The organism is Mitsuaria sp. 7 (genome assembly GCF_001653795.1).
Lineage (GTDB): Bacteria > Pseudomonadota > Gammaproteobacteria > Burkholderiales > Burkholderiaceae_C > Roseateles.
Genome location: NZ_CP011514.1, coordinates 5,432,594 through 5,447,607, shown reverse-complemented (window position 1 = coordinate 5,447,607; position 15,014 = coordinate 5,432,594). Strand labels below are relative to the sequence as shown.

12 protein-coding genes are annotated in these 15,014 nt (G+C 69.1%); 3 read left to right on the top strand and 9 right to left on the bottom strand.

The features are described 5' to 3' along the window. Positions 1–45 precede the first annotated feature (45 nt). Positions 46–1,014, bottom strand: a complete 969-nt coding sequence (locus ABE85_RS23925) for a diguanylate cyclase (RefSeq protein ID WP_067280730.1) — start codon at positions 1,012–1,014, stop codon at positions 46–48. 114 nt (positions 1,015–1,128) lie between these two features. On the opposite strand from ABE85_RS23925, the gene recQ reads away from it, so the two are divergent. After that, positions 1,129–2,997 carry a DNA helicase RecQ gene (gene recQ, locus ABE85_RS23920; protein ID WP_067280729.1) on the top strand — a complete coding sequence of 623 codons (1,869 nt, stop codon included), beginning with the start codon at positions 1,129–1,131 and terminating at the stop codon, positions 2,995–2,997. A gap of 151 nt (positions 2,998–3,148) precedes the next feature. On the opposite strand, the gene ABE85_RS23915 is transcribed toward recQ, so the two are convergent. From ABE85_RS23915 to ABE85_RS23905, 3 genes are all read right to left on the bottom strand, one after another. Next, complete coding sequence (locus tag ABE85_RS23915; protein ID WP_067280727.1) at positions 3,149–3,451, bottom strand: hypothetical protein; 303 nt, start codon at positions 3,449–3,451, stop codon at positions 3,149–3,151. Positions 3,452–3,777: 326 nt separating this feature from the next. Next, positions 3,778–3,960, bottom strand: a complete 183-nt coding sequence (locus ABE85_RS23910; RefSeq protein ID WP_067280725.1) for a hypothetical protein — start codon at positions 3,958–3,960, stop codon at positions 3,778–3,780. Positions 3,961–4,115: 155 nt separating this feature from the next. Beyond that, positions 4,116–6,125 carry a bifunctional diguanylate cyclase/phosphodiesterase gene (locus tag ABE85_RS23905; RefSeq protein WP_067280722.1) on the bottom strand — a complete coding sequence of 670 codons (2,010 nt, stop codon included), beginning with the start codon at positions 6,123–6,125 and terminating at the stop codon, positions 4,116–4,118. A gap of 193 nt (positions 6,126–6,318) precedes the next feature. On the opposite strand from ABE85_RS23905, the gene uvrA reads away from it, so the two are divergent. After that, positions 6,319–9,327 (top strand): excinuclease ABC subunit UvrA, encoded by a 3,009-nt coding sequence (uvrA, locus tag ABE85_RS23900; RefSeq protein WP_157522842.1) that lies wholly within the window; start codon positions 6,319–6,321, stop codon positions 9,325–9,327. Between the two features lie 10 nt (positions 9,328–9,337). Here the strand turns inward: uvrA and ABE85_RS23895 are convergent, their stop codons facing one another. Then, entirely contained in the window at positions 9,338–10,126 is a 789-nt protein-coding gene (locus ABE85_RS23895; protein ID WP_067280719.1) for an MHFG family PEP-CTERM protein, read from the bottom strand. A 309-nt stretch (positions 10,127–10,435) separates the two neighbouring features. Between ABE85_RS23895 and ABE85_RS28160 the strand changes: the two genes are divergently transcribed. Next, entirely contained in the window at positions 10,436–10,813 is a 378-nt protein-coding gene (locus tag ABE85_RS28160; RefSeq protein WP_067280716.1) for a response regulator, read from the top strand. A gap of 103 nt (positions 10,814–10,916) precedes the next feature. Here ABE85_RS28160 and ABE85_RS23885 read toward each other — a convergent pair whose 3' ends face one another. The 4 genes from ABE85_RS23885 to ABE85_RS23870 form a co-directional block, all read right to left on the bottom strand. Continuing rightward, positions 10,917–11,342 carry an SWIB/MDM2 domain-containing protein gene (locus tag ABE85_RS23885; RefSeq protein ID WP_067280713.1) on the bottom strand — a complete coding sequence of 142 codons (426 nt, stop codon included), beginning with the start codon at positions 11,340–11,342 and terminating at the stop codon, positions 10,917–10,919. Between the two features lie 285 nt (positions 11,343–11,627). After that, positions 11,628–13,046, bottom strand: a complete 1,419-nt coding sequence (locus tag ABE85_RS23880) for a sulfite reductase subunit alpha (protein WP_067280710.1) — start codon at positions 13,044–13,046, stop codon at positions 11,628–11,630. A 7-nt stretch (positions 13,047–13,053) separates the two neighbouring features. Next, on the bottom strand, positions 13,054–14,139 hold the full coding sequence (locus ABE85_RS23875; RefSeq protein WP_231993173.1) for an FAD:protein FMN transferase: 1,086 nt from the start codon (positions 14,137–14,139) through the stop codon (positions 13,054–13,056). Continuing rightward, positions 14,136–14,996 carry a DUF4198 domain-containing protein gene (locus tag ABE85_RS23870; protein ID WP_231993172.1) on the bottom strand — a complete coding sequence of 287 codons (861 nt, stop codon included), beginning with the start codon at positions 14,994–14,996 and terminating at the stop codon, positions 14,136–14,138. Before ABE85_RS23870 ends, ABE85_RS23875 begins: the two co-directional genes overlap by 4 nt. Between the last annotated feature and the right edge of the window lie 18 nt (positions 14,997–15,014).

Sequence of the window (15,014 nt, the reverse complement as noted above, 5' to 3'; positions counted from 1 at the left end):
TGCCGACTCCAAGTCGGTGAACGACTCGGATCGGGGGGGCACGGCTCAGTTCATCCGCCGCCGCGACTGCTTGTTGGCATACATCGCGGCATCCGCTTGCTGCATCAGTTCCTCCAGCGCCAGCGGCGCCTCGCCGGACATCGCCGCGTCGCCCACGCTGAAGGCCAGTTCATAGCCCCGCTGCGCCCGCAGGTTGAGCGCGCCGACCTGCGTCCGCACGCGCTCCAGCGCCGGCGCCATCTGCTCGGTCGCCGTGCCGCTGAGCAGCGCCACGAACTCGTCCCCGCCGGTGCGCGCCACCACGTCCGACGACCGCAGGCAGAAGCGCAGGATGTCCGCGAAGGACTTCAGCGCCCAGTCGCCCTCCGCATGGCCGTAGCGGTCATTGACGTGCTTGAAGTGGTCGAGGTCGAAGTACAGCATCGTCGCCGGCCACTGTTTGCGCCGGCACAGCGCGAGGACATGACCCGCCTGCGACTCGAAGCCGCGCCGGTTCGCCAGGCCGGTCAGTTCATCGACCATGGCCATGTACATCGCCGCGAACTGCTGTTCGACCATGAAGGCCATGTCGCGCAACGTCGCCTGGTCGTCCGTGTCGAAGCCGCGCGGCGCGCGGTCGATCAGGCACAGCGTGCCGAGCCGGTGCCCGCTCGGCGCACGCACCGGGCAGCCCGCGTAGAAGCGGATCATCGGCCCGCCGGTCACCAGCGGGTTGTCCGCGAAGCGCGGATCCGCATGCGTGTCGGGGATCAGTAGGATGTCGTCCGACATGATCGCGTGGCCGCAGAAGCTGATGTCGCGCGGCGTCTCCGACACGTCCAGGCCCTGCGCCGACTTGAACCACTGGCGATCCGCGTCCACCAGGCTCACCAGCGCGATCGGCACCTGGAACAGCCGTCTGGCCATCCGCGTCAAGCGGTCGAAGCGTTCCTCGGGATCCGTGTCCAGCACCTGCAGCACGCGCAGCGTGGACAGGCGGGCGTTCTCGTCATCGGGCAACGGCGCAGCAATCATGTCGACGTGTCTGCCTGTGCTGTGGAGGTTCGATGCCGCTCTGCGTCGCGTTCTCGTCCGATCAGGACCGGGTGAACGGCGGACCCGTGGATGTACGGGACAATCGAGCGCTCCATGAGTTCGTCCAACCATCATCCCGTCCCGCTAGCCATCCTGCAAGAGGTGTTCGGTTACAGCGCCTTTCGCGGCCAGCAGGCCTCGATCGTCGACCACGTGACCGCCGGCGGTGACGCGCTGGTCCTCATGCCCACCGGCGGCGGCAAGTCGCTCTGCTACCAGATCCCCGCGATCGCGCGCCAGCGCGCCGGCCACGGCGTCACCGTGGTCGTCAGTCCGCTCATCGCCCTGATGCACGACCAGGTCGGCGCCCTCGAGGAAGCGGGCGTCAACGCGTCCTTCCTCAACTCGACGCAGACCTTGGAAGAGACCCAGCGCATCGAGCGCGAGATGCTCGCCGGCCGCCTGACCCTGCTCTACGCCGCGCCGGAACGCGTCAACACGCCGCGCTTCATCGCGCAGATGCAGTCGCTGTACGAACGCGGCCTGCTCGCGCTGTTCGCGATCGACGAGGCGCACTGCGTGAGCCAGTGGGGGCACGACTTCCGCAGCGAGTACCTCTCGCTGAGCCTGCTCCACGAGCGCTTCCCGAACATCCCGCGCATCGCGCTGACGGCCACCGCCGACGACATCACCCGCGCCGACATCATCGAGCGGCTGCAGCTCGAGCAGGCGGAGGTCTTCGTCGCCTCGTTCGACCGGCCCAACATCCGCTACCTGATCGTCGAGAAGGACAGCCCGCGCGAACAGCTGCTGCGCTTCATCCAGGACGAGCATGAGGACGCCGCCGGCGTCGTCTACTGCCAGAGCCGCAAGAAGGTCGACGAGACCGCGGAGTGGCTGAAGTCCAAGGGCATCAACGCGCTGCCGTACCACGCCGGCATGGAACAGGACCAGCGCCGCCGCCACCAGGACCGCTTCCTGCGCGAGGACGGCATCGTGATGGTCGCCACCATCGCCTTCGGCATGGGCATCGACAAGCCCGACGTGCGCTTCGTCGCCCACCTGGACCTGCCCAAGAACATCGAGGGCTACTACCAGGAGACCGGCCGTGCCGGCCGCGACGGCGCGCCGGCCCAGGCGTGGATGGCCTACGGCCTGGCCGACGTCGTCCAGCAGCGCCGCATGATCGATGAGAGCCCGTCCACCGACGAGTTCAAGCAGGTGCAGCGCGGCAAGCTCGACGCGCTGCTCGCGCTGGCCGAGGCCATCGACTGCCGGCGCGTGCGGCTGCTGGCCTACTTCGGCGAAGAGAGCCAGCCCTGCGGCAACTGCGACAACTGCGTGAACCCGCCCGCGACCTGGGACGCGACCGAAGCGGCGCGGATGGCGCTCTCGTGCATCTACCGCTTCCATCAGGTGACGGGCTTCAGCTTCGGCTCCGGCCACCTGATCGACGTGCTGCGCGGCAAGGAGACCGACAAGGTCAAGCAGTACCGGCACAACGAGCTGAGCACCTGGGCCGTCGGCGCGTCGCTCAGCGAGCAGCAATGGCGCGCGGTGATCCGCCAGCTGATCGCCCTCGGCTACGCGGTGACGGAAGGCGAATACAACACGCTGTCGCTAGGCGGCGAGGCCAAGGCCGTGCTGCGCGGCGAGGTGCAGATGCTGCTGCGCCAACCCGCCACGCCGACCAAGCGGAGCAAGTCCAGCCGCGCGGGAAGCTCGTCGTCCAAGCGATCGGAGGCGGAGACCGATCTGGACGCGGCGGCGCAGGTGCGCTTCGACGCGCTCAAGGCCTGGCGCGCCGAGGTGGCGCGCGAGCACGGCCTGCCGGCCTACGTGATCTTCCAGAACGTCACGCTCGCGGAACTCGCGCGCGTGCAGCCCACCTCCCTCGACGAGATGTCGGGCATCAGCGGCATCGGCGCGAAGAAGCTCGAAGCGTACGGCGAGGCGCTGCTGCGCGTTCTGGCCGAAGACTGAGGGCGAGGACTGAGGGCGAGGACTGAGGGCGAGGACCGACCCCAAAGGAAAACGCCCGGCAATGCCGGGCGTTTTCGTTGGCGAGCGCTACAGCTGATCTGCTACAGCTGATCTGCCGCGGTCGCCGCTCTGACAGCGCAACCGCGGGAGCTCAGCAGAGCTGGGTCGTGCAACCGACCTGCGCGGCCGAAGCCAGGCGCTGGCCGTCGGCGGACGTGTCGCGGCGACCGGTGATGTAGACGGTCGGCAGCTGGGTGCGCTTGGCGGTGATGACCACCGGATCGAGCGTGATCACGGCGGCGCGCTGCTCGCGCTGGTCCTGCACGTGCAGCAGGCTGAACGCGATCGCCAGCGTGGCGCCGATGCCGAAGGCGAAGGCCTTGAAGCTCGCGGCGCCGGTCATGCCGATGCGCGGGCTGCGGGTGGAACGGGTCTTGAAAGTGGTGGTGCTCATGTCGATCTCCTTGGAGGGGTTGCGTGTGTCAGTGAAGACAGTGTCGTCATTGCGGCCCCGCTCCGCGAGGCGCAAGCGACGAATGCGCGCGGTGGCGGATTGAACTGCGAGAAATCGCGACGAATGGTTGGTCCGGCATCGCCGATCGCTCAGAGGCTCGATTCCATCGATGTTCTGAGCGATCACGGGTCCTGTGTCCGCGGACACATCGGACACTGCGGACACACGGAACGGACAAGGAAGCGGACAAAAAGAAGCCCGCGGGTCAGGCGGGCTTCGAAATGCCGGGGGGAAGCGTGGCGTCTATCGGAGCGCAGGCCGCACGGTCATCCGCGCGGCTTGCTGGCCTCTTCGGCCTGAGGTCCCGGCATGGTCTGCTCGGCCCAGTGCAGGGGCAGGGGGTTGGACAGACGCGCGGCCTCGTTCGTGTCCGCCAGCCACAAGGCGATGACGGCGGCGCTGGCCACGGCGGCCAGGGCGGTGAGGAAGGTCTTGGCGGCGTCGTTCATGGTGGGTCCCCTGCGGTGTCTTTCCTGTCTGGAAGGTTCAACGAGGGTGGACTGTGCGCCGCCGGAAATGACAAGACCATCCGGACGCGACGAATTGCCGCAATCGCGCGCCGAAATGCCGGTCAGCCGGCTGAACGGAAGTTAGGGGGGTGGTCTCAGACCTGCGCGGGATGCAGCGCCCCAGCCTGGGGCGGCCAGACGGCCAGCCGGTCCGCGAGCGCCACGGCGGGCTGCGGACGGCAATAGAAGTAGCCCTGCTGCTGCCAGCAGCCGAGCGCGAGCAACGCGTCGCGCTGCTCCTCCGTTTCGACGCCTTCGGCGACGACGTCGATGCTCAGCGCCTCGGCCATGCCCATCATGGCCCGCACCAGCGCGCGGTCGTCCGCGCTGTTGGGCAGGTCCCGGACGAAGGCCCGGTCGATCTTCAGCCGCGCCGGGCGCAGCAGCTTCAGATAGGCGAGCGAGGAATACCCCGTCCCGAAATCGTCGACCGACAGGCTCAGCCCCAGTTCCGACAGGCGCGCCAGCGTCTGCAGGACGGTGTCCGTGTCGGTCAGCAGCGAGCTCTCCGTCAGCTCGATCGCCAGTTCGCCGGGAGCGACGGCGTGGCGACGCATGGACTCGGCGATGCGCTCGGCCAGCCGCGGTTCGCGGAACTGCAGGGCCGACAGGTTGATCGAGATCGGCCCGGGATGCCGTCCCGCCGCCTTCCAGCGCGCGAGCTGGGCGCAGGCCTGCTCGATCGTGCTCCAGCCGAGCGCCAGGATCTGGCCCGTCTCTTCCGCCAGCTCGATGAACTGGCCCGGCATCACCAGGCCGCGCTGCGGATGCTGCCAGCGCATGAGCGCCTCCAGCCCCGACCACTCCCCGGTGCGGGCGTCCACGACGGCCTGGTAATGGAGCAGCAGCTCGTCGCGTTCGAGCGCCAGCTTCAGTTCGCGCTCGAGCTCCATCCGCTCCACCGCCGCCGCGTCCATGTCCTGCTGGAAGAAGCTGTAGCGCGATCGGCCCATCTGCTTGGCGCGGTACATCGCCAGGTCGGCGTGCCGGACCAGCGTGTCGAAGTCGTCGCCATCGCGCGGGAACAGCGCGATGCCCACGCTCGCCGACACGCTCGCCACGCCGCCTTCGAGCTGCAGCGGCGCGTTGAGCGCCTCGATCAGGCGCTGCGCGGCAACGCCGACGTGCTCGCTGGAGTCGCGCATCAGCAGCAGGAATTCGTCGCCGCTGACGCGGCAGGCCAGGTCCGATTCCCGCACCGCCTGGCGCAGGCGTTCGCTGGCCTGCAGCAGCATGCGGTCGCCGGCCGCGTGACCCAGCGAATCGTTGATCGCCTTGAAGCGGTCCAGGTCGACGAACAACAGCGCCAGGTGCGTCTGGTCGCGGCGCGCCACGGCGGCCTCATGCAGGAACACCTCCCGGAACAGCGTCCGGTTGGGCAGCCCGGTGAGGTGGTCGTACATCGCCAGCTGATGCAGCTGCGCGTTCTTGCTTTCCATGTCGGCCAGCAGGCCGGCGATCTGCTGGCCCATCTGGTCCAGGTGGACGCCGAGCTGGCCCAGCTCGTCCTTGCGGTTCCAGCGCAGGCGCGGGACCGGCTGGCGCTCGGCGATCGCGCTGGCCAGCCGCTTCAGGCGGTCGATCGGCCGCACCAGGCGCAGATAGAACACCATCAGCACGATGACGACGCCCGCCGCCACCTGGAACGCGACGATGAGCGCGGTCTGCCGCCGGCCTTCTTCCAGCATGCGTTCCTGCGCGGCGTCGTCGAACTGCACCCGCAGGCTGCCCAGCACCTGCGCGTCGCGCTGGATGGTCGCGGCCAGCGTGACCGTCGGCCAGCCGGGGCTGCACTTGGTGCGGACGATGTCGCGGGTGTCGGCGCGTTCCTCGCTGAGCTCGACCGCGCAGACGTTGACGTCCGACAGCAGTTGATCGAGCGCCCGCTGCACCGCGGGGCTGTCCACCGTCCACAGCGGCTCGGCCAGGCCGTTCGCGGCCAGCGTCAGCACGGCCGCGCGCTGGCCTTCCAGCACCGGCTCCAGGCTGCGCCGGATGAAGGCGTCGCTGAACGCCACCAGCGCCAGCGCCGGTACGGCGATTCCGATCACCACCGCAAGCAGGATCACACTGCGCAGCGACAGCGACGGCGCTTTGAGCTTCATCGAAGAGGGTGGGGCTGGAGGGGGATCGCTGATTCTGCACGCCCGAAAAGTGGACGCCCCCCCCGCAAAGACGGGGTCGCCGGGAAGGATTTAGGCATTCCTCCCGCTGCCACCAGGTGTCAGCAAGGCCCGGCGCGGAACCGGCCCTGGCCCTATCATGGCGAGTTCGACTCCAGCTGTGTCCCGGCCTCCCATGTCCACGAAAGTCCCGCCCCTCGCCCCCGCCCCGTCCGAGCCCGGCGCCGAGCCGAAGGCGGGCGCAGCACTGCAGGCGGACGCCGGCCGGTACCTGGGACAGGCGATGCGGCCGGTGGGCGAGATCCCGATGATCCGCGTCCGGGGCGCCCGCACCCACAACCTCAAGAACATCGACGTCGACCTGCCGCGCAACCAGCTGGTCGTCATCACCGGGCTGTCGGGCTCGGGCAAGTCCTCGCTCGCCTTCGACACGCTGTACGCCGAGGGCCAGCGCCGCTACGTCGAGAGCCTGTCGGCCTACGCGCGGCAGTTCCTGCAGTTGATGGACAAGCCCGATGTCGACGTCATCGAAGGCCTGTCGCCGGCGATCTCGATCGAGCAGAAAGCCACCAGCCACAACCCGCGCTCGACGGTGGGCACGGTCACCGAGATCCACGACTACCTGCGCCTGCTCTATGCACGCGCCGGCACGCCGTTCTGCCCGGATCACCACCTGCCGCTGGAAGCCTCCAGCGTCGGCCAGATGGTCGACGCCGTGCTGGCGATGCCGGACGAGTCGCGCCTGATGGTGCTGGCGCCGGTCGTGCGCGATCGCAAGGGCGAATTCGTCGAGCTCTTCCAGGACCTGCAGGCGCAAGGCTACGTGCGCTTCCGCGTCGACGGGGCGACCGTCGAAGTCACCGAACTGCCCGCGCTGAAGAAGGCCGAGAAGCACGACATCGACGTCGTCGTCGACCGCATCAAGCTGCGCCACGACAGCGCCGACACGCTGCGCCAGCGCCTGGCCGAAAGCTTCGAGGCCGCACTGCGTCTAGCCGACGGCCGCGCGCTGGTGCTCAACATGGACAGCGGCACGGAAGCCATTTACTCCAGCAAGTTCGCGTGCCCGATCTGCAGCTACTCGCTGCCGGAGCTCGAGCCGCGGCTGTTCTCGTTCAACTCGCCGGTCGGCGCCTGTCCGTCGTGCGAGGGCCTCGGCCAGGTCACCGTCTTCGATCCGGAACGCGTCGTCGCCTTCCCGACCTTGAGCCTGGCCAGCGGCGCGGTGAAGGGCTGGGATCGGCGCAACGCCTACACCTTCTCGATGCTGGAGACGGTCGCCAGGCATTACGGCTTCGACATCGAGCTGCCCTTCGAGGAACTCCCCGAACAGGCGCGCCAGGTCTTGCTGCAGGGCTCCGGCGAGGACGAGATCAGCTTCACCTATGAGGCCGAAGGCGCGAACGGGAAGAAGCGCAGCGTCAAGCGCGCGCATCCGTTCGAAGGCATCCTGCCCAACCTGACGCGGCGGTATCGCGAGACCGACTCGGCGGCGGTGCGCGAGGAACTCGCGCGCTACCAGAGTGCCAAGCCTTGCCCCCAGTGCGAGGGCTCGCGGCTGCGGCGCGAAGCCCGCAACGTGCTGCTGCAGCCGGCCGAGGCCGTCGAGGGCGAGCGCGGCAAGCCGATCTATGAAGTCGAGCACGCCACGCTGCGCGAGGCGCTGCATTACTTCGAGGGTCTGAAGCTCAAGGGCGCGAAGGCCGAGATCGCGGACAAGGTGATCCGCGAGATCGCCTCGCGGCTGCACTTCCTCAACGACGTCGGCCTCAACTACCTGAGCCTGGACCGCAGCGCCGACACGCTGTCCGGCGGCGAGGCGCAGCGCATCCGGCTCGCGTCGCAGATCGGCTCCGGGCTCACGGGCGTGATGTACGTGCTGGACGAGCCCAGCATCGGCCTGCACCAGCGCGACAACGACCGCCTGATCGCGACGCTGCGTCGGCTGCGCGACCTGGGCAACTCGGTGCTCGTCGTCGAGCACGACGAGGACGCGATCCGCGCCGCGGACCACGTGCTGGACCTCGGTCCGGGCGCGGGCGTCCACGGCGGCCGGATCATGGCGCAGGGCACGCCCGAGGAAGTGGCGGCCAATCATGAGTCGTCCACCGGCCGCTACCTGAGCGGCCTCGAACGCATCGAGGTCCCGAAGAAGCGCCACGCGCTGTCCGACAGCCCCGATCCGCGCACGCTGAAGATCGTCAACGCACGCGGCAACAACCTGAAGGGCGTGACCGCGGAGTTCCCGGTCGGGCTGCTGACCTGCGTGACGGGCGTGTCCGGTTCAGGCAAGAGCACGCTGGTCAACGACACGCTGTACGCGGCCGTCTCGCGCAAGCTTTATCAGAGCCATGCCGAGCCGGCCGAGCACGACGAGATCGAGGGCATGGACGCCTTCGACAAGGTCATCAACGTCGACCAGTCGCCGATCGGCCGCACGCCGCGCTCCAACCCGGCGACCTACACCGGCCTGTTCACGCCGATCCGCGAGCTCTTCGCCGAGATGCCCACGGCGCGCGAGCGCGGCTACGGCGCGGGCCGCTTCAGCTTCAACGTGGCCGGCGGCCGCTGCGAGGCCTGCCAGGGCGACGGCGTGCTGAAGGTGGAGATGCACTTCCTGCCCGACGTCTACGTCCCGTGCGACACCTGCTTCGGCAAGCGCTACAACCGCGAGACGCTGGAGGTGCTCTACAAGGGCAAGAACATCTCGGAGGTGCTGGGTTTGACGGTGGAGGACGCGTTGCCGTTCTTCAGCGCGGTGCCCACGCTGGCGCGCAAGCTGCAGACGCTGATGGATGTCGGCCTGGGCTACGTGAAGCTGGGGCAGAGCGCGACGACCTTGTCGGGCGGCGAGGCGCAGCGGGTCAAGCTGGCGCTGGAGCTGTCCAAGCGCGACACCGGTCGCACGCTCTACATCCTGGACGAGCCGACGACGGGTCTGCACTTCGCGGACATCGCGCTGCTGCTGAAGGTCGTGCATCAACTGCGCGACGCGGGCAACACCATCGTGATCATTGAGCACAACCTCGACGTCATCAAGACGGCGGACTGGCTGATCGACATGGGCCCCGAAGGCGGATCCGGCGGCGGACTGCTGCTCGTCGCGGGCACGCCTGAAGACGTCGCCGCCTGCGAAGCGAGCCACACCGGCCGTTATCTGAAGCCGCTGCTCGCGCGCGGCTGAGAAAGAAGGATCAGGCCTTGCGGCGCCTGGCGGCGAACGCCAGCGCGCCCAGTCCCAGCGCGAACAGCAACCAGGTCTGCGGCTCCGGGACACCGGGCACGATGGGCAGGGTGCCGCCGTTGCCGCCGCTGTTCTGAGGGATCTGCGGCAGCGTGATGATGCCGGGGCCCCCCGTGGCGGGCGGCACAGCGCCGCCGCTGAGACCGCCGCTGCTGCTGCCCGGCGTGGTGGGCGCGAGCAGACTGGTATCGGACGTCGCCGTCGGCGGCAGCGCTGCCGTGCGCGCGAAGCTGCCCGGATCGCCCGCGCCGTCCGCGGCACCGGCTGCCGGCGGCTCGAACATCAGCGGTTCTTCTTCATTCTTCGCCGTCTGCGCGCCCCCCGCGGCGGGCTTCAGCTTGCCGCGCGAGATGCGGCTCACGTTGCGGCAGACCGTCGGCACCAGGATGCATTGGCCGTCCTCGCAGTACACGAGTCCGCGTTCCAGCGTCTGCTCGGTCCACTTCCCGCGCGTCACGGTCTTGCACACCGATCCGGCGCCGAAGTGCATGTCGCGGATCTCGCTGCCGTAGTCATAACGGCCCACGATGCTGTCGCGATGGATGTCGACGATCTCGTCGTACTGACGCTCCGTCATGCGGGCCTTCAGCTTGGCGCGCGTGGCCGGCGGGATGTCCTTGTACCGGTCCACGGCCGCGACGAGATCCCCCATGAACGGGTTCACCCCGGGGCGATCCCAGGAGCAGTTCGGCAGCGTCACCGTGGACGCGGCCAACGCGAATGCGGCCACCAACGACATGACTGGTCTCTTTATTCGGCGGCCGCCTCCGTGAGAACACCTCGTCGGGGTCAGGCCTTGCCGGCAGTTCCACCTGTATCCATCAGTGCGCTTGAATCACCAGATGTGACAGGCCTTGCTCGGCAGTGTAGGGAGCCCGACCCAGTCGCTCCCGGCCTTCCCCCTCAGCCGGGGGTGTGCTCCCGCGTGGTTTTTGTCACACCGGTCTCACAGTTCGCACACCCCTGGGTAAAAGCACCGCCGGCATGGACAACGCTGCCGTCGCGGAGATTCGCTGTTATCGTTCCGTGTCCCCTGCCCGCCATCGCCATGTCGTCCCCCACCGCCGCCCGTCACGTCCTCTACGTCGAGGACGACCGCATCAACATCGTGCTGATGGAAGAGGTGTTCCGTCTGATGCCCGGCTGGACCCTGGACATCGCCGAGACCGGCGCGCAGGCGATGGACGCGCTGTCGCGCGTCACGCCCTCGCTGGTGCTGATGGACATGAACCTGCCCGACATGAACGGGCTGGAGCTGATGGCGCTGGTCCGGGCGCAACCGCAGTTCGCTCAGCTGCGCTGCATCGCGCTCTCCGCCGACGTGATGGACGACCAGCGTCAGCGCGCACGCGCGGCGGGCTTCCTGGATTACTGGCTCAAGCCCATCGACGTGCGCCAGCTGCGCGCGGCCCTCGAGCGTCTCTGATCGGCCCTGACCGGGCTTGAGCGCCGCCGGCGGGCGGGCGCAAAAAAGCCCGCGCGAGGCGGGCCTTGTCCGAAATGCGGCGAGGCCTCTCGGCCCCTGCCGCTCAATCCTTCAGGTGGCTGTTGATCAGTCGGGTCATCTCGAACATGTCGGCCTTGGCCTTGCCGAAGATTTCCTTCAGCTTGGCGTCGGCATTGATGACGCGCTTCTGCGCCGGGTCCTGCAGGTTGTGCTTCTTGATGTATTCCCAGACCTTCTTCACCACGTCGGTCCGCGGCAGCGGCTTGTCGCCGACGATCGCGGCCAGCGAGGCGCTGGGGGTCAGGGCCTTCATGAAGGCGGCGTTGGGGGTGCGCTTCTTCGCGGGAGCAGCAGCCTTCTTCGCAGGGGCTGCCGCCTTCGTCGCGGGCGCGGCCTTCTTCGCCGGTGCCGCCTTCTTCGCCGGTGCGGCGGCCTTCTTCGCCGCCGGAGCCGCCTTCTTGGCCGGTGCCGCCTTCTTGGCGGGCGCAGCCTTCTTCGCAGTTGCCATTTCGATTCTCTCCATCAAGGGTTGTTGATGTGCCGGGCCCTGGTGAAGGTCTGACGCCTTCGGTACTCGATGGCACCCTGCGCGGGCAATGGTACTGCGCACCTCTGTCATTGAGAAGGCTTTACCGGGGGGGAAACGGCCTCGAAGTCAACGTCGAGCCCCGTGTTTGTCGCAGGCGCGCATCAATCTCCGCGTGTCCTACGCGCGCCGCAGGTCTTCACCTACGGGGTTCCCCGTGGTCATCGCGTCTCACGCGCATCGGCGGTCACGTCGATGCCGGCGCGCTCAATAGACATCGCGGCGATAGCGACCCTCGCGGATGAGGGTGTCGACACCGGTCTCGCCGAGCGTCTCGCGCAGCACCGCATCGACCGCGCCGGCCATCCCTTGCAGGCTGCCGCAGACGTAGAGCGCCGCGCCGTCGGCGACCCATTCGCGCAGCCGCTGCGCGTGTCGCGCGAGCAGGTGCTGCACGTGGACGCGCTCGGGCTGGTCGCGCGAGAAGGCCCAGTCCGCCTGCGCGATCAGGCCGTCACGCTGCCAGGCCTCGATCTCATCGCGGTAGTGCGCGTCGTGCGCCGACTGGCGTTCGCCGAAGAGCAGCCACGCGGGCGCGCTCGTCGTGTCCCTGCGGATAGACGCCCGCGCCTTCAGATGCGCGCGCAGTCCCGCGAGCCCGGTGCCGTTGCCGACGAGGATCAGCGGACGATGGGCGTTCGCACCGATGCGGAAGCTCGCATGCGGACGCAGCCGCATCGCCACGGTGCCGTCGAGCGGCAGCCGTCCGGTCAGCCAGCCCGACGAGCGTCCGGGCGTGCCGTCCTCGCGCGTGGTGAGGCGGACCATCAGCTCGACGCTTCCGTCCGAGGGGAGCGAAGCGATCGTGTACTCGCGCGGCCGCCTCGCATCGTTGTCGGCGCCATCGGCGTCATCGGTCGCGACACTCACCTGCACGAGATCGCCCGCTTCCCACGTCGGCAGCGGCGAACCGTCCGCCGGTGTCAGTTCCAGATGGAACACCGGACCGCCCTGGCTGCCAGGATTCAGATGCCGGCGGGTGCGCAGACGCCACGACGTGAAGACCGGCGTTTCCCACGCCGCGAGATCGGCGGTACCCGCGAAATGACTGAGCCGTTGGCGCCATTGCGCGAGCGCGTGGTCGTCGGCACGATCGGCCTCGATGCGGTCGAACATCGGCCGCGCACCGAGCTCCTGCAACCAGGCGTCGAGCGCGCGACCGAAGCCGCAGAAGTGCGTGTAGGTCGAATCGCCCAGCGCCAGCACGCCGACTTCGAGGGACGACAGATCCAGGCCGCCGCCGTCCGCCGCCATCAGGTCGCGCGCGAACGGCGCGGCGCTGTCCGGCGCATCGCCTTCGCCGTAGGTGCTGGCGATGAACAGCGCGTGCCGCGCGCCGCGCAAGGCCTCGCGGTCGATCTCGCCGAGCGCGGCCACGCGCACCGGCATGCCGGCCAGATGCAAGGCCTTGGCGGTCTGCCAGGCGATCTCCTCGGCCTGGCCGGTCTGGCTCGCGTGCAGTACCAGCACCGGCGGACCGGCATCGGCGGCGGGCAACAGCGCCGCAGCGGCATCGGCCGCCTGCCGCAGCCGGCGGCGATGCCGCCACCAGACCGCGGCGCACATCAGCAGGTAGAGCGCGATCAGCAGCAGCGCCGCCGCGGGTCGGGACAGGATCGCAGTCATCAGAGCATCACAGCATCAACGCGCGCATCGCCGTGGAGAAGCGCTCTTCGAAACCACCGCCTTCGGCCGACGTGCGACGCCGCACGAGCAACGCGGCCAGCCCGAGGCGCTCCGCCAGCGCGAGCCCCTCGTCCGGACCGAGCACCATCAACGCCGTCGACCAGCCGTCGGCCCACATCGCGCTGTCGTGCACGACGGTGACCGATGCGAGGCCGTGCTCGATCGGACGCCGCGTGCGCGGATCGATGGTGTGGGAGCGCCGCGGTCCGTCGGCCTCGTCGAAGAACTTCCGGTAGTCGCCGGAGGTCGCGACCGACAGACCGTGCAGCGCGATGCGCACAGGCGCGAGACCGCAATCGGCGGACGGCGGCTCCAGATCGACCCACCAGGGTTGGCCTTCGGGCTTGAGCCCGGCACCGCGGAGTTCACCGCCGATCTCGACGAGGTGGTCCGGCAGGCCGAGCGATGTCAGAACCGCGGACACGCGATCGACCGCGAAGCCCTTGGCGATCGCCGACAGGTCCAGCGTCGCCTCGCCGGGTTGGGTGAGCACGCGTCGCGTGCCGTCCCACGGCAGCGAGTCCCACCCGCAGTGCACGCGATCGCAGTCCTCGAATGACGGCGCGCGGAAACCGGGGGCGTCGTGGCGCAGCGCGAGCGCGGTCTCGCCGGAAGGTCCGAAGCCCCACAGCGCGACGAGCGCGCCGGCGGTCGGATCGTAGGCACCATCGCTTTCGGCCGCGATGCGCAACGCCGCATCGACGACGGTGGCGAAGCCGTCGGGCAACGGGCACGACGTGCCCGCCGCGGCGCGATTGAACCGGCTGAGGTCCGAGCCCGCCTCCCAGCTGCTCATCTGCGCGATGACCTCGTCACAGGCGTGGACGACCGCCGCTTCGATCGCGGCGAGACGAAGCCCCGCCGGACCGATGAACCGCGCGGACCAGGTCGTCCCCATCGTTTCGCCGGCGATCGCATGCACGGCCTGGCCGAGCGCCGGCGGCTCGCCGACGATCTGCAGCGGAACGAGGACACGCGGCTCGAGCGCGATGCCCGCGCCCCGCGTCGCCATCGTCCCGCTGGTCACGCTCACTTCGGCAGCACCTCGAAGGTGGCGCTGACGCTGGCGCGCTGCACCGGCGCTTCACGCGTGCCGGTGGGCGCGTTCGGGCCGCGTGCCGGGCCGGTGCTCGCGCCGATGAAGTAGCGGCCGGCCTCGGTCCACTCGACGGTGAACTCGCCCTTCGCGTCGGTCTTCAACTCGACCTCGCCGAACTTGTAGCGGTAGCGGTTGCCTTCGCGGATCAGCTTGAGCTGCACATCGGCGGCCGGCTTGCCGTCCAGCACCAGACGGAACTTCGTCTTGTCGCCGTGGCTGAGGTCGGTGACCGGGCCCAGCGGCAGCAATTCGAGGCCGTCGCCCTCCGGCTTGAAATCGACCTTGCCGGCTTCTTCCCTGCTGACGAAGGTCTGCTGGCGATTGCTCATCACCGTCAGCGCGGTGACCTCGGCGTCGGCCGGCACGTCCTTCGCGAAGGACTCCCTGGTGCCGCGGAAGCGCTTGGTCTCGCCGCCCTGCTTGTACGAGCCCATCAGCGACTGGCTGACGTTGCTGACGCGCCAGGTGCCGTCCTGCGTCAGCTTCACGTCGAAGCTTTCGCGGTGGCGGGCGGTGCTGCGGTTCTCGGCCTCCGCGGTCTTGCCGTCGGGCGCGGTGACGCGCAGCGTCTCCAGCTTGAGCGCGCGCTCGAAGTTGAAGAGGTCTTCCGAGACGGCCGCGTCGAACGACGCCACCGGCTCCTTGCCGTCGAAGGCCGCCTTGTTGGGCAGCAGCCAGGTCATGTGCGCGTGCGCGGTCAGCGGGAGCAGCGCGGCGACGGCCAGCGCGACGGGAGCGATGCGTGTCGCCAGGCGGGTGGCGATCGTCGAAGCGATCGAAGTCTTCATCATGGTCAGTTCCTCCGTGTC

Excerpts from the sequence above, each read along its gene's own strand:
- ABE85_RS23925 (WP_067280730.1), bottom strand. The coding sequence starts at position 1,014 with ATGATTGCTGCGCCGTTGCCCGATGACGAGAACGCCCGCCTGTCCACG.
- recQ (WP_067280729.1), top strand. The coding sequence starts at position 1,129 with ATGAGTTCGTCCAACCATCATCCCGTCCCGCTAGCCATCCTGCAAGAG.
- ABE85_RS23915 (WP_067280727.1), bottom strand. The coding sequence starts at position 3,451 with ATGAGCACCACCACTTTCAAGACCCGTTCCACCCGCAGCCCGCGCATC.
- ABE85_RS23910 (WP_067280725.1), bottom strand. The coding sequence starts at position 3,960 with ATGAACGACGCCGCCAAGACCTTCCTCACCGCCCTGGCCGCCGTGGCC.
- ABE85_RS23905 (WP_067280722.1), bottom strand. The coding sequence starts at position 6,125 with ATGAAGCTCAAAGCGCCGTCGCTGTCGCTGCGCAGTGTGATCCTGCTT.
- uvrA (WP_157522842.1), top strand. The coding sequence starts at position 6,319 with ATGTCCACGAAAGTCCCGCCCCTCGCCCCCGCCCCGTCCGAGCCCGGC.
- ABE85_RS23895 (WP_067280719.1), bottom strand. The coding sequence starts at position 10,126 with ATGTCGTTGGTGGCCGCATTCGCGTTGGCCGCGTCCACGGTGACGCTG.
- ABE85_RS28160 (WP_067280716.1), top strand. The coding sequence starts at position 10,436 with ATGTCGTCCCCCACCGCCGCCCGTCACGTCCTCTACGTCGAGGACGAC.
- ABE85_RS23885 (WP_067280713.1), bottom strand. The coding sequence starts at position 11,342 with ATGGCAACTGCGAAGAAGGCTGCGCCCGCCAAGAAGGCGGCACCGGCC.
- ABE85_RS23880 (WP_067280710.1), bottom strand. The coding sequence starts at position 13,046 with ATGACTGCGATCCTGTCCCGACCCGCGGCGGCGCTGCTGCTGATCGCG.
- ABE85_RS23870 (WP_231993172.1), bottom strand. The coding sequence starts at position 14,996 with ATGATGAAGACTTCGATCGCTTCGACGATCGCCACCCGCCTGGCGACA.